At 70.5% G+C, this 14,221-nt stretch carries 11 protein-coding genes; 3 read left to right on the top strand and 8 right to left on the bottom strand.

The window, feature by feature from the left end:
- Positions 1-53 precede the first annotated feature (53 nt).
- Positions 54-578: a MerR family transcriptional regulator gene (locus tag ACTWP9_RS24680; RefSeq protein ID WP_443248573.1), complete on the top strand. Its 525-nt coding sequence runs from the start codon at positions 54-56 to the stop codon at positions 576-578.
- Here the strand turns inward: ACTWP9_RS24680 and ACTWP9_RS24675 are convergent.
- The 7 genes from ACTWP9_RS24675 to ACTWP9_RS24645 all read right to left on the bottom strand — a co-directional run bounded on the left by ACTWP9_RS24675 (position 557) and on the right by ACTWP9_RS24645 (position 8,684).
- Complete coding sequence (locus tag ACTWP9_RS24675) at positions 557-1,816, bottom strand: acyltransferase family protein (protein ID WP_443248452.1); 1,260 nt, start codon at positions 1,814-1,816, stop codon at positions 557-559. The genes ACTWP9_RS24680 and ACTWP9_RS24675 overlap by 22 nt on opposite strands.
- Positions 1,806-2,993, bottom strand: coding sequence for an alpha/beta hydrolase (locus ACTWP9_RS24670; RefSeq protein ID WP_443248451.1), 1,188 nt, complete (start codon positions 2,991-2,993; stop codon positions 1,806-1,808). The genes ACTWP9_RS24675 and ACTWP9_RS24670 overlap by 11 nt, the downstream gene beginning before the upstream one ends.
- A 384-nt stretch (positions 2,994-3,377) precedes the next feature.
- A complete protein-coding gene (locus ACTWP9_RS24665; RefSeq protein WP_443248450.1) occupies positions 3,378-4,112 on the bottom strand; it encodes a response regulator in 735 nt (244 codons plus the stop codon).
- Positions 4,109-5,641, bottom strand: a complete 1,533-nt coding sequence (locus ACTWP9_RS24660) for a sensor histidine kinase (protein ID WP_443248449.1) — start codon at positions 5,639-5,641, stop codon at positions 4,109-4,111. The genes ACTWP9_RS24665 and ACTWP9_RS24660 overlap by 4 nt, the downstream gene beginning before the upstream one ends.
- Positions 5,638-6,516, bottom strand: coding sequence for a DUF4429 domain-containing protein (locus ACTWP9_RS24655; protein ID WP_443248448.1), 879 nt, complete (start codon positions 6,514-6,516; stop codon positions 5,638-5,640). The genes ACTWP9_RS24660 and ACTWP9_RS24655 overlap by 4 nt, the downstream gene beginning before the upstream one ends.
- 119 nt (positions 6,517-6,635) lie before the next feature.
- Positions 6,636-7,895 carry an alpha/beta hydrolase gene (locus ACTWP9_RS24650; RefSeq protein WP_443248447.1) on the bottom strand — a complete coding sequence of 420 codons (1,260 nt, stop codon included), beginning with the start codon at positions 7,893-7,895 and terminating at the stop codon, positions 6,636-6,638.
- Between the two features lie 159 nt (positions 7,896-8,054).
- Positions 8,055-8,684, bottom strand: coding sequence for a TetR/AcrR family transcriptional regulator (locus ACTWP9_RS24645; protein ID WP_443248446.1), 630 nt, complete (start codon positions 8,682-8,684; stop codon positions 8,055-8,057).
- A 111-nt stretch (positions 8,685-8,795) separates the two neighbouring features.
- Between ACTWP9_RS24645 and ACTWP9_RS24640 the strand changes: the two genes are divergently transcribed.
- A complete protein-coding gene (locus ACTWP9_RS24640) occupies positions 8,796-10,409 on the top strand; it encodes an MFS transporter (protein ID WP_443248445.1) in 1,614 nt (537 codons plus the stop codon).
- 325 nt (positions 10,410-10,734) lie between these two features.
- Positions 10,735-11,127 (top strand): peptidase inhibitor family I36 protein, encoded by a 393-nt coding sequence (locus ACTWP9_RS24635; protein WP_443248444.1) that lies wholly within the window; start codon positions 10,735-10,737, stop codon positions 11,125-11,127.
- Between the two features lie 130 nt (positions 11,128-11,257).
- Here the strand turns inward: ACTWP9_RS24635 and aceE are convergent, their stop codons facing one another.
- Positions 11,258-14,005 carry a pyruvate dehydrogenase (acetyl-transferring), homodimeric type gene (gene aceE / locus ACTWP9_RS24630; RefSeq protein WP_443248443.1) on the bottom strand — a complete coding sequence of 916 codons (2,748 nt, stop codon included), beginning with the start codon at positions 14,003-14,005 and terminating at the stop codon, positions 11,258-11,260.
- Positions 14,006-14,221 lie beyond the last annotated feature (216 nt).

The following is a 14,221-nucleotide window of genomic DNA, read 5'->3' as shown; positions in this document are numbered from 1 at the left end:
GATTTTGCCCTTGCTTTGAGTGCACTCCAACTCCGTAGCGTTCACTTGTGACCGTGACGCAGACGGAAAGACCACGTACGCCCGAGCACGACCGGCCCGCGCAGTGTGCCGACACCCGCAGCGGCCACCCACGGCCGGACGGACAGGACAGGTACACCATCAGCGAGGTGGCGGCGCTCAGCGGCCTGAGCGCGCACACACTGCGCTGGTACGAGCGGATCGGCCTGATGCCGCACGTGGACAGATCCCACACCGGACAGCGGCGCTTCTCCAACCGTGATCTGGACTGGCTGGAACTGGTCGGCAAACTGCGGCTGACCGGGATGCCGGTCGCGGACATGGTGCGCTACGCCGAGATGGTGCGCCAGGGCGAGCAGACCTTCGCGGAACGCCAGGCACTCCTGGAGGCCACCCGCAAGGACGTGCTCGAACGAATAGCGGAGCTGCACGACACCCTCGCCGTGCTCGACTACAAGATCGACCACTATTCGCGGAAGACCGGGGACCTGCCGGCCACCCGCGCCGTCCAGTCCCACATCACCCCCACCCCGTCGGCTCACACCACGGCGAACGCGTAGAGCGCGAACGCGGCGGCCAGCGCACCGGCCGCCGCCCGTGCGCCCCGCCCGGCGCTGCGCCACGGCGGCTCGAACCGGCGGGTGAGGCTGCCGATCGCCACCAGTGCCACCGCGAACACCGGCAGCCACGCCAGCCGGGCGAGCACCCAGCCGAGAGAGTCCGGCGCCGTGCTCAGACCGGCCACCGCTCCCAGCCGCGCGGTGGGCACCGCCACGGCCAGCATCGCCGTCTGGTGCCAGCACAGGATCGTCATCGCTGACAGATTGACCCCCACCACCGGCGCCCACAGTGCCGGGCGGCGCAGCACGCGGCCGATCCGCCCGTGCAACAGGACAGCAGCACCGCACTGCACGGACGCGAGCGCCAGCACCAGCAGTGAGGGCGGATGCGAATTGGTACGCGACTGCCCGGGGACGCCCACCATGGACGCCGGATAGCCGAAGACGACCAGCAGCACGGCAAACAACACCGCGCCCCCGAACAGCAGCACAGCAGCACCCCCGCGACGCAGCCTGCCCACACCCCAGCACGCGCCCAACTGGTAGCCGAAAAGCCACCCCGGTAGCAGGTTGAGCAGACCGAGCCAGGGCGGCACCTGCTGCGCGTACGGCCCATACCGCAGGAAGTCCACCATGGCGACCGTCACCAGCAGCGGCACCGCCGTCCACCCGCCCCACCGCTGCGCCGCACGCACGCAGTACGGCGTCAGCGCGGTGACGCCCGCATAGACGGCAACGAACCACAGCGGCTGCACCACCAGCACCGCACCTGTCCGCAGCGTCGCCTCCGGTACTCCCAGAAACGACAGCACGGGCAACAGTGCGGCCCACACCGCCGTGACGCCCAGCACAGGACGGCCCAGTCGCAGCAGCCGCCCGCGCAGCCAGTGCCCGGCCGTCTCGCCCCGCGAAGTGGCGCGCCGTAGTGAGAGCACCGAGGAGTAGCCGCCCACCAGGAAGAAAATGCCCAGCAGTTGCAGCATCCAGCTCAGCGGGGCGAAGAAGCCCAGCGTGGCCAGTGGGCTCGCATTGTGCAGGGCGCCCTCCGGGCCGCGGGCGAACCCGCCCAGCATCCAGTGGCCCAGCGGAACGGCGAGCAGCGCCAACGCACGCAGTCCGTCCACTGCCCGGTCGCGGTGCGGGGGAGTGCGCTCCTCCACGGTACGGACGGCGTCCTGGGCCCTGCGCAGCAGCGGGCGGGCGGGGGAGGCGGTGCGGACACCGGATTCAGCGGGCATCAGCGCACTCCTGGGAGGCGGGCGCGCACCGGACGGAGCCGTAAGCGCGCAGCGCGATGGAAGCGAAGTTGTCGAGCGAGTCGGTGCCCGGCTTCAGATAGCCGCCGTGCCCGTCGGCCTCGGCCGCAGTGACGACGCGGGCACCGAACCCGGCGTCCGTCGGGTCGGCGCCGTGTCCCAGGCCGAGCAGCTCGACGTGGGGGACATGCCCGATCCAGTCCTCGGCGGTACGCGCGGCCCACACCGGCACCCTGGTGTGCAGCGCAGCGGCCGAGCCGGTGCGCATCCCGGGGGAGCCGAAGACGATCAGGTCGGCTGCGTCGGACCGGCCGAGCCGGGCCGCCGCCCGGCCGCACACCACCGACCCGTAGCTGTGGCACAGCACGGCTGGCGCGGGCGCCCCGGTCCGCGCCAGCCCGTGCAGGAAGCGTGCCAGCCGCGGCGCGCCCGCTTCCGCGAGCCGCCCGGTCGCGGCGTCAGGGCCGAGGCCGACGGGCGTCGTGTAGCCGACCCACGCGATCACCGCGGTGCGGGTGTGCGGGGCGGCGGCGGTCATCCTGTCGCGCAGTGCGGTGGCCATCCCCGCGGGCTTGCCGTAGCGGTTCTTGCCGTCGCCGTCGAAGGTGGTCAGATCGATGTCGGAGCCGGGGACGACGACGGCGGAGCGGGTGGCGTGCTCCAGATCCCCGTAGACCTCGGCGACCTGGCCCCGGCCGCGCGGATCGAAGACGAGGATCTGCCTTCCGGGAGCGAGCAGTTCGGCATACCGGCTGGCCTTCTCCCCGGCCTCCCGGTGGTCCTCCCGCGTCAGCCCGGCATCCCGTACCCGCCCCAGCTCCGCCCGCCGCTCCTCCTTGAGCGCCAACCGGTTCGCCTGGTAACGAACACGTAGGGGGGCGCCGTCCAGATTCCCCACCGTCAGCGGATGCCGCCGCACCAGCGCCCGCCGCTCCCTCCCGCTCAGCCCCGCGAAGAATGTGCCGACCCGTTCGGGGCTCGCGGTTGCGGGGTCCGGCAGCGTGCGCCCCAGCGAATGATCCGCGCGCCATGCGGCGGCGCCCGGTGCGGGTCCGGTGACCGGGGTCTGCTCCGTGCCGCTGGTGACGCCGGCAGTCGTGGCGAAGACGGCCGCGACGAGCGGGGCGACGAGCAGAGCACGCTTGCGGCGGCGCTTCATGTGGGTGTGTCCCTCCTCCCGCCGCCCGACCGGAGTCTCCGGCGGCGGCAGAAGGAGAGTGCGGGCACGGCTGTACGCCGGGCGTCACACCGCGGAGCCAACTCGCGGGTGCTACCGGGGTAGGGGGTGGAGGAGAGCGTGCCGGGGCCGGAAGCGGGAGCACGGGACGATGCTGCCGGGGAGCGGGAGCAGCGCAGGGACACGGGAGCGGGGCCGGAGCGGCCCGTGGAGCGCCGGGCTCCGGGAACCAGGGAGGGGAGCTGGGTGAGCCCGGAATCGCGGGAGGGGCGCTATCGGCTGCCTGGTGGGGAGTTGGTGGGATTGGCCGCACAGTACGAGGTCCGCGGTTGCCCAGTGCGAAGTCAGCGGTCGCCCGGCGGGACATCAGTGGTCGCCCGGTGCGACGAGCCCCGACTCGTAGGCGAAGATGACTGCTTGAGCGCGGTCGCGCAGCCCCAGCTTGGCGAAGATGCGGCTCACATGGGTCTTCACCGTCTGTTCGGCCAGCACGAGCGATTCGGCGATCTCGGTGTTGGACTGCCCGCGGGCCACCAACTCCAGCACCTCGGTTTCGCGTTCGGTCAGCGCCTTGAGCCGCAGCTCGGGTGCCGAGGCGCGCTCCTTGCGCGGAGCGGTACGGGACCGCTGCCGGGCGAACTCCGCGATCAGCCGCCGGGTCACCGAGGGCGCCAGCAGCGCCTCCCCCTCGGCCACCACCCGGACCGCGGCGATCAGGTCGGCCGGTGGCGCGTCCTTGAGCAGGAACCCGCTGGCTCCGAGCCGCAGTGCCTCGTACACGTAGTCGTCCACGTCGAACGTGGTGAGCATCAGCACCTTGGGCTGATGGGTGACGCCGGGCGGCGGGTCGAGGAGCTGTTGCGCCGCCTCCAGGCCGTTCAGCCGTGGCATCCGTACGTCCATCAGCACGACGTCCGGGTGGGCGCGGCGGCACAGTTCGACACCGGCCACGCCGTCGGGTGCCTCGCCCACCACGTCGATGTCGCTCTGTGCGGCCAGCAGCGCTGCGAACCCCGCGCGGACCATGGCCTGGTCGTCGACGATGACCACGCGGGTCACCCGGTCCGTCGAAAAGGCGCCGGACGCGCCGATGCCGTTCATGCGGTCGCGGAACCCCTCGTGTTCTTCGAGTCCTTCTTGCCCTGCCTGCGCTTGCTCTGCTTCTGCTTGTTCTGGCTCTGCTGGCTCTGCTGGCTCTGCTGGCTCTGCTGGCTCTGCTTGTTCTGTTGGCTCTGCTTGTTCTGCTTACGGTCCGCCCTCTGCCGGTCCTGCCCGCTGGCCTCCGGACCGGTGTCCTCCGCGGTGTCGCGCGGGCTTTCCAGCGCGGTGACGGGCGGGCTCAGCGGCAGTCGGGCGGCGACGCGGAAGCCGCCGTCGGGCAGCGGGCCGGCCTCCAGGCTGCCGCCGACCAGCCGTACCCGCTCCCGCATTCCCACCAGCCCGTGTCCGGTGCCGGCCGTCTCCAGGGGCGTCGCATCGGGCTCGGGAGAGGGGCCGTTGACGACCAGCACGGACAGGAAGCCCTCCGGCGCCGTCACCGAGACCCGGGTCTGTGCGCCGGGTGCGTGCCGTACGACGTTGGCGAGCGCCTCCTGCACGATCCGGTACGCCGACAGCGTCACGGTCGGCGCCGGCGCGGAAACCTCGTCTGCTGCACCGTCTTCGCTCTCAGGGAGGGAGATGTCCAGTTCCGCGGGGACCCCTGCTCGTACGGTGGCCTCCACGAGCTGGTCCAGCCTCTCCAGGCCGGGCTGCGGTGCCCGCTCGCCGCGGGTTTTCTCGCTCCTCAGGACGCCCAGCAGGCGGCGCATCTCGGTCAGCGACTCGCGTGCCGTGGCGGCGATGGAGCCGAACTCCTCGCGTGCCTCCTCGGGCAGTTCCGAGATCCGGTAGGGGGCGCTGTCCGCCTGGACGGTGATGACCGACATGTGGTGTGCGACCACGTCGTGCAGTTCCCGTGCGATACGGGCGCGCTCCTCCAGCAGGGTGCGCTGGGCGCGTTCCGCCTCGCTGATGGTCTCCTGCTCGGCGAGCCGTCGCTGTGCCTCCGCCCGTTCCCGCAGCGTGGCGCCGAGCAGCAGTACGACGCCGCTGAGCACGATCAGCAGGACGTTCGTCCCCTCGCTTCGCTCAGGCGAGACGAACCCCAGGACGAGCGAGGCGGTCACCGTGACGAGCCAGACGGCCAGCAGGGTACGGCGGCTCTCGCGCAGCGCCAGCGCCAGGCACAGCACCAGACAGCCCACGATCACCGTCGGCGGCCACGGCCAGGGGCGCCCCGCGCTCCCGTCTGCTGTCAGCAGGGCCAGGGCACCCAACAGGTCGGCGGTGAAGATGATCCACCAGGCGGGCAGCGGCCTGGTCACGGCCAGCAGCAGCGGCGCGGACTGTGCAACACCGAGCACACCGGCCAGGCCGCCCTGCAACCTGTACTCGTTCGAGAGCAGCTGAATGGTGACCGGGAGCAGCACGACGGCGAAGAGGAACGCCACCACATAGGGCAGCGACCGCACCACGGGGGACGAGGCATGTCCCAGCAGCGGCTCGTGAGAGGCGGCGGGCGTGGCCAGCGCGGTCCTCAGTGAGCGCAGCTCGGCGCGCAGGCGGGGCGCCACAGCGCGAACGCTCACAGCTCCGCCAGCAGCTCCGCCTTCTTGGCGGTGAACTCGTCGTCGGTCAGCAGCCCGGCGTCGTGCAGCTCACCGAGGTGCCGGATGCGCTCGGCCACGTCGGCCGGGTCCGAGCGGTGCGGCTGCGGCGCCGCGGGGGGCGTACGGAGGTTCTGCAGCTCCCGTACCGGGTCGGCCGCGCGTACCGCCTCCAGGACCGAGGCGGCGAAGGGCAGCGATTCATAGACGGGGCCGTAGCCGAGGCCGAACACCACGGAGGCCGGGTCCTGGTCGGCCTCCGCGAGCATCTCGGCTCCGCGCGGGCGCAGCCGCAGGTGGCCGCTGAGCCCCTCCGGGGAGCGCCATTCGACGTCTTCCAGCTCTCCTACGGGGAAGAACTGGTCGCCGGCTTTCCATTTGGCTGTGGAGGCGCCCGTCCAGAACCAGCGGAAGGCGACGACCTTGCCGTCGAAGGATGCCTTGCCGTCGTACGCCTTGAAGCTCTGCGGCGCTGCCGGTGCGGCGACCAGATAGTGCTCGGCGGGTTTGGCCGTCTCCCCGGGCAGTGCGGCACGCAGCTCGGTCGCGTAGTAGTCCGCCAGCGTCTCGCGCTCGGCGGGCAGCACCAGGCGGTAGGGATCGCTGCTCTCCTTGAGCTGTCCGGCAGCCGCTTCCAGCAGCGGGTCGGCGCCCTCGCGGGGCACGGCGCGCAGCACCACGGTGCCGCGTTTGCCGCCCGGGGCCAGCTCTACGGCGCTCAGCGCCTCGTACGGAACACGCCGCTCTCCGAGCACCTGGAAGAGCTTCGGTGTGCGAATCCCCCGTTCGAAGCGGATGAGCACGGAGTCCGAATCGAACTCCCAGGTGGAGTGAATTCCAGCCAGTACGTCACCCATGTGGGCCATCGTATGCGTCGGTCGGCTCTCCGTCCCCCCTCCGCCGCTCTCTGCGACGCTACGCGCGCTGATTCGGGGCGTACGGCGTCCCGGGAGGGCTTGGGTGCCCTCGCGTGATGTCAGGCCGCGCCCGGGACGAAGGAGCACTTCGGGTCCGAGGAGTCGCAGGAGACGTCCTTGTAGGCGCCGGTGCCGATCGCGGCGAAGTTGGCGAGGCTGTGGGTGTGCGGCACGAAGTAGCCGGTGTGGCCAACAGCGCCCCGCGCTGACAGATGCCGGGCACCGAAGCTGTCCGCGACCGGGTCGGCGCCGTGCCCGAGCCCGCCGACGTCCATGTGGGGCACGTCGGCGATCCAGTCGTCGCTGTCCCGCATCGCCCAGATACGGGCGCGGGTGCCGAGCTGCGACGCGTTGTCGGCGCGCATCCCCGGGCTGCCCGCCACTGCGATGTCGGTGACGCTCTCCGGCAGCTGGTGCGCCGCGACGCCGCACACCACCGAGCCGTAGCTGTGGCAGAACAACGCGACCTTGGGGGCCGGGCCGACCGAGGTGGCGGGCAGGGCCTGCAGCAGCCGGTTCAGCCGTACCGCGCCCGCCTCGGCCGGGCCGCCCGAGGCGGCGTCCACGCCGAGCCCCGCGGGCGCGGTGTAGTCGGCCCAGGCGATCGTTGCCGTGCGCATACCGGGGCGGTCGGTGTGCTGCTGGCGCTGCAGCGAATCGGCCATGCCGACCGGTGCGGAGTACTGCCGTGCCGTCTTCTCGAAGGTCAGCAGTTCGGTGTCGACCCCGGGGACGACCACCGAGACGCGCTGGGCGTCCCGCAGATCACCGAAGACCTCGGCTGCCCGGCCGCGTCCTGTCGGGTCGAAGGCGAGGATCTGCCGCCCGGGGCGCAGCATCGACTCGAAGCGGTGCATCCGCTGCCCCGCCTGGTGGCGGCCCTCGTCCGTCAGCCGCTGGTCCCGCATCCGTTTGCGCTCGGTGTCGCGGGCCTGGAGCAGTGCCGTGTGGTTGGCCCGGTAGCGCATCTCCAGAGGGGCGCCGCCGAGGTTGCCCACGACCAGCGGATAGCGTGCGGCGAGACCGCGCTGCTGTGCTGCGGTCAGCCCGGCGAAGTAGCGCGCGATGCGGCTGGGCGAGGCGTGGGGGTCGGGCAGCGGGCGGCCGGCGAAAGAGCCCTTCTCCCAGGCGTGCAGTGCCGCTGCGCGGGGGCCGGCGTCGGCCTGGTGCTTGCGGACCGCCGTCCAGCCGGTCGTCGCCAGCAGTACGAAGACGACGGCCAGGGCGAGCAGCGCACGCCAGGCCGTGATGCCCGGGGCTCCCGACTCGGGGACGCCTGATCCGGACAGCGGGTTGCCTAGTGCGGAGAAGTAAGTCACTGGAGCGACACCCTAGGAGATGCCGCGCAGTGGTCCCGCATTCATGGGCGTCGCGTGAGTCATCTCACGTTTCGTAATCCGCCCCCGGGTCAGTCCCGCGCGTCCGTTTGGCGTACTGGTCACCGTGTGCAACTGCCGTGCGGGGGGCGGCAGTCGGGTTCAGTGCTGCCGTTCCCAGTCCGCCGAGAGTGCGGGCCCCAGTTGCGCTACGTAATCACGGGTGACCCCGCGCGCCAGCTCCAGGGAGGCGTTGCTGCTCAGGCTCCATTGCCGCCCGGCGGTGCGCATCACACCGCTGAAGGCGGCCACCAGTACCCGTGGCCGCGGGTCCTTCTCGGCGTCCAGGCCGGTGCGCCGGGCGATCTCCTGGACGAGCTTCTCCTCCAGCAGCAGCGAGTGCCGAAGGTGCGCGGCGAGCAGCGCGGGAGTCACCTCGATGATCTGGCACATCTTCAGGTGCAGGTCAAGAGGTGTGATTTCCTCCACGGCCTCGCCGACCTCGTCCCACACGTCGTCGAGGGTGTTGCGCAGGCACTCCAGCGGAGGCTCTCCGGGCGGGCGGGCGCAGACGGCCTCGTAGTAGAGCTGTCCCACCATGTCCTGCATGAAGAGCGCAACTTCCTCCTTGTTCGCGAAGTAGCGGAAGAAGGTGCGCTGGGAGACGTCGACGGCTTCGGCGATCTGGTCGACCGTGGTGGTTTCGTAGCCCTGCGTGACGAAGAGCTCATGGGCCGCCACGATCAGGGCGTCCCTCGTGCGCTGTTTCTTCCGTTCACGCAGACCGGTCAAAGCCGCTTCCTCTCCTGATTCAGAATGCTCACGATACGTGATCGTCGTTTGACATTTACCGGCTAATAGTTTGGTTTGTCAATTGTCAGTCGCTGTCATTACTCTCCCGCCATGAGCACCCAGACCAGCACCGTCGCGCATGGCGCGCCGGATCCAGCAGGCCCCGAGGGCGGTGGCCGGGAGGCCCGCAGCGGGCTGCGCGGGCACCCGTGGCTGACCCTCGTCACCGTCGCCTTCGGTGTCGCGATGGTCGCCCTCGACGGGACGATCGTCGCCATCGCCAACCCCGCCATCCAGGACGACCTCGACGCCTCCCTCGCCGACGTCCAGTGGATCACCAACGGCTATCTGCTCGCGCTCGCGGTCTCGTTGATAACGGCGGGCAAACTGGGTGACCGCTTCGGGCACCGCCAGACCTTCCTGGGCGGTGTGGTCGGTTTCGCGGTCGCCTCCGCCGCCATCGGAATGTCCGGCAGCGTCGCCCTCGTCATCACCTTCCGCGTGCTCCAGGGCATATGCGGAGCCCTGCTCATGCCCGCAGCCCTCGGGCTGCTGCGCGCTTCCTTCCCCGCGGAGCGGCTGAACGCGGCCATCGGTATCTGGGGTGCGGTCATCGGCGCCTCGACCGCGGCCGGGCCGATCGTGGGCGGACTGCTGGTCGAGCACAAGGGCTGGGAGTCGGTCTTCTTCATCAACGTCCCCGTCGGAGCGCTCGCGCTGGTGATGGGGCTCGTGCTGCTGCTCGACCGGCGCGCAAAGGACGCTCCCCGCTCCTTCGACCTGCTGGGCATCGTCCTGCTGTCGGGCGCGATGTTCTGTCTGGTCTGGGCGATCATCAAGGCCCCCGACTGGCACTGGGGTGACCCCAAGACGCTCGGCTTCCTGACGGTCTCCGTGGCGGCCTTCGCCGTCTTCGGCTTCTGGGAGACGAAGGTCAAGGAACCGCTGCTGCCGATGAGCATGTTCCGCTCGGTGCCGCTGACCGCCGGCACCGTACTGATGGTGCTCATGGCCTTCGGTTTCATGGGCGGCATCTTCTTCGTCACTTTCTACCTGCAGAACGTCAACGGGCTCTCGCCGGTGGACAGCGGGCTGCGGCTGCTGCCGCTGACCGCGATGATGATCGTCGCCTCGCCGCTGGCGGGCACCGTCATCACCAAGGTGGGCCCGCGCATCCCGCTGGTCGGCGCCATGGTGCTGGCCGCCGTCGCCATGTTCGGCCTCTCCACGCTGGAGACGGACAGTGGCATGGCGATCACCTCCCTCTGGTTCGCCCTGCTGGGGCTGGGGCTCGCCCCGGTGATGGTCGGCGCCACCGAAGTGATCGTCGGGAACGCCCCCTTGCAGCACGCCGGTGTCGCGGGCGGCCTCCAGCAGGCCGCCATGCAGGTGGGCGGCAGCCTCGGTACGGCCGTGCTCGGTGCCGTGATGGCCTCCCGGGTCGGCAGCGAACTCCCGCACAAGTGGGCCGAGGCCAAGCTGCCGCCGCTGCCCGAGAAGAAGGAGGCTGCCCTCAAGGACGCCGCCGAGGTCGGCATCGCGCCCGTGCCCAAGGGCACACCGGAGCAGATGGCCCAGGCGATCAAGCACGTGGTGCACGACTCCTTCGTCTCCGGCATGAGCCTGGCGTTCGTCTGCGCGGGCATCGTCTCGGTCCTGGCCGCGGGCGTCGCCGTCTTCACCAGCCGCGGCAAGAAGGACGCGGGTCCGTCCGTACACGTCTGACGGGCCGTCGGGCGCCTACCTCACGTGTCCGGCGATGCACCTGACCGGCCGCCGGTGCACATCCGACGGACAGAACGCGCACATCTGACGGACCGGAATTATTCCGGCGTTCTCCTGGCCCGGTAGCGCCGGGACGGTGGATAACTCGCGAGTTGTGGACAACTCCGCCACCTGTCCCGGTGAACCGGGCCGTTTGCTCTTGGCGGCCCTTCGGCGGCGCGGACATGCTGGTCACACGCCGGGCGAGCACGTGCCCGGCCTTCAGCGGGGGGAGTGATCAGCCATGAAAGGCATGTTCGGACGAGGTCCGAGGACGGCGGCCGGGATGCTGGCCGCGACTGCGCTCGCGGTGGTGCTCACAGCCGCCGCGCAGCCGTCGGGAGCACAGACGCAGCACGGGCCCCAGCAGCGAGCCGCAAAGCAGGGCGACGGTTCCCGGCTGGGGAAGTGCGGGCCGGGTGAGCTGTGTCTGTGGGAGCGCCCGCGGTTCAAGGGGAAGCCGCGCGTCAACGAATTGAGCGGCATCGACATCGAAAGCTGTACGCCACTGCGGGGCGGGGCCTCGGCCACCTCGGTGGCGAACCGCACGGGTCGTCCCGTCACGCTCTATCAGAGCAAGAAGTGCGCGGAGACGGCCGAGTTCGACACCTACCCCTCAGGCTCCTGGACACCTGAGCTGCCCTACCGGGCACGCGCCTTCAAGGTCTGGGAGCACTGAGATGGCCGCATCAGCGGGGCGCCTGCACGGGCCCCGCATGCGAGCGGCCGGGTGCGGTCCTGGAGCGGACCGCACCCGGCCGCCCGGCCCGGGCCGGGAGCCGGACGGCTCCCGGCGTACGGGGCCTGGCTCAGGCGTCGCCGCCGGCGGTGCCCGGGTCGGCCGCCGCCACCTCCAGCAGCTGGTAGCGGTCGATGGCCTGCTTCAGCGCGGAGCGGTCCACCTTCCCCTCCTTGGCCAGCTCGGTCAGCACGCCCAGCACGATCGACTGAGCGTCGATGTGGAAGTAGCGGCGTGCGGCGCCCCGGGTGTCGGCGAAGCCGAACCCGTCGGCACCCAGCGACTGGTAGGTGCCCGGAACCCAGCGCGAGATCTGGTCCGGCACGGCCCGCATCCAGTCCGAGACCGCCACCTTGGGCCCCTCGGCGCCCTGCAGCTTGCGGGTGACGTAGGGGAGGCGCTGCTCCTCGTCCGGGTGCAGGAGGTTGTGCTCCTCCACCTCCACGGCCTCGCGCCGCAGCTCGTTCCACGAGGTCGCCGACCACACGTCGGCCTTCACATCCCACTCGTCCGCGAGGATCCGCTGTGCCTCCAGCGCCCACGGCAGGGCCACCCCGGAGGCCAGGATCTGCGCGGCATGGGTGCCCCGCTCGCCCCCCCGGTAGCGGTAGAGCCCCTGGAGGATGCCCTCCACATCCACGTTCTCCGGCTCGGCCGGCTGCTGGATGGGCTCGTTGTAGACGGTCAGGTAGTAGAAGATGTCCTCGCCCTGCGGGTGTTCTTCGCTGGAGCCGTACATCCTGCGGAGCCCGTCCCGGACGATATGGGCGATCTCGAAGCCGAAGGCCGGGTCGTAGGCGACCGCCGCCGGGTTGGTGGAGGCGAGCAACTGCGAGTGGCCGTCGGCGTGCTGGAGGCCCTCACCGGTGAGCGTGGTGCGTCCCGCGGTGGCGCCCAGGACGAAGCCGCGCGCCATCTGGTCGGCCATCTGCCAGAACTGGTCACCGGTCCGCTGGAAGCCGAACATCGAGTAGAAGACGTAGATCGGGATCAGCGGCTCACCGTGGGTGGCATAGGCGGAGCCCGCGGCGATGGCAGCGGCGGTGCAGCCCGCCTCCGAGATGCCGTCGTGCAGCATCTGCCCGGTCGGCGACTCCTTGTAGGCCAGCAGCAGTTCGCGGTCGACGGACTCGTAGAGCTGCCCCAGCGGGTTGTAGATCTTGGCCGAGGGGAAGAACGAGTCCATTCCGAAGGTGCGGTACTCGTCGGGCGCGATCGGCACGAAGCGCTTGCCGATCTCCTTGTCCCGCATCAGATCCTTCAGCAGCCGGACGAACGCCATCGTGGTGGCGATCTGCTGCTGCCCCGAGCCCTTCTTCAGCGTGGCGTACGCCTTCTCGTCCGGCAGCTGCAGCGGCTCGGCCCGGTTGACCCGCGTCGGTACGTAGCCGCCGCACTCCTTGCGGCGGTCGTGCATGTACTGGATCTCTTCCGAGTCGCGGCCCGGGTGGTAGTAGGGCGGCAGGCCCGACTCCAGCTCGCTGTCGGGGATCGGCAGGTGCAGCCGGTCGCGGAAGCCCTTGAGGTCGTCGACCGTCAGCTTCTTCATCTGGTGGGTGGCGTTGCGGCCCTCGAAATTGGGGCCCAGCGTCCAGCCCTTGATCGTCTGCGCCAGGATGACGGTCGGCTGCCCCTTGTGCTCGGCAGCCGCCTTGTAGGCCGCATAGACCTTGCGGTGGTCGTGGCCGCCGCGGCCCAGGTGCAGCAGCTGGTCGTCGGTCATGCCCTCGACCATCTTGCGCAGCCGCTGGTCACCGCCGAAGAAGTGCTCGCGGATGTAGGCGCCGCTCTCGGTGGCGTAGGTCTGGAACTGACCGTCCGGCGTCGTGTTCAGCTTGTTGACCAGCACGCCGTCCCGGTCCTGTGCCAGCAGCGGGTCCCAGGAGCGGTCCCACACCAGCTTGATCACGTTCCAGCCGGCGCCTCGGAAGTAGGACTCCAGCTCCTGGATGACCTTGCCGTTGCCGCGGACCGGCCCGTCCAGCCGCTGCAGGTTGCAGTTGATGACGAAGGTGAGGTTGTCCAGCCCCTCACGGGCGGCCAGCGAGAGCTGGCCCAGCGACTCGGGCTCATCCATCTCGCCGTCGCCGAGGAAGGCCCACACCCGCGATTTGGAGGTGTCGGCGATGCCGCGGGACTCCATATAGCGGTTCATCCGCGCCTGGTGGATCGCGCCGATCGGGCCCAGGCCCATGGAGACGGTGGGGAACTCCCAGAAGTCCGGCATCAGCCGCGGGTGCGGATAGCTGGAAAGCCCGTGCGGTGCCTTGCTCTTCTCCTGCCGGAAGCCGTCGAGCTGGGCCTCGCTGAGCCGGTCGAGCAGATAGGCGCGGGCGTAGATGCCGGGGGAGGCGTGCCCCTGGAAGAAGATCTGGTCGCCGCCGTCGCCCTCGTCCTTGCCGCGGAAGAAGTGGTTGAAGCCCACGTCGTAGAGCGAGGCGGAGGAGGCGAAGGTGGCGATGTGGCCGCCCACCCCGATCCCCGGACGCTGGGCACGCGAGACCATGACCGCCGCGTTCCAGCGGGTCGCGTTCAGGATCTTGCGCTCGATCTCCTCGTTGCCGGGGAAGAACGGCTCGTCCTTGGTCGCGATGGTGTTGACGTAGTCCGTGCTGCGCATCTCCGGGACGGCGACGCGCTTCTCGCGGGCGCGCTCGATGAGCCGGAGCATGAGATAGCGGGCGCGTTCCCGTCCGCGCTCGTCGACGGCGGCGTCGAGCGAGTCGAGCCATTCCCGGGTCTCTTCAGGATCGAAATCCGGGACCTGGCTGGGAAGGCCGCCAATGATGATCGGGTTGCGATCGGATCCGGAAGCCACGCTGTTCCTTCGCTGTATCGGTCGGGTGGTGCTCGGGGGCCGGGCGGCGGCGGACGCCGTGGGTCGTGCTCGGTGGGTGGCGTGCCGCCTCCATCGTGTACCGCCGCCGCCGTGACGTCACCTCTACCGATAAGTAACCCAGCACCTCTCAAGGCGGGCCGGAAGGGCGGCGTACGCAGGGACAACGAGGCGGTCAAACCGCAACCTTACGCCCGT

Origin of the sequence: Streptomyces sp. 3N207, assembly GCF_052246355.1 — a bacterium.
Lineage (GTDB): Bacteria > Actinomycetota > Actinomycetes > Streptomycetales > Streptomycetaceae > Streptomyces.
This window is presented reverse-complemented; position numbering and strand designations above follow the sequence as displayed.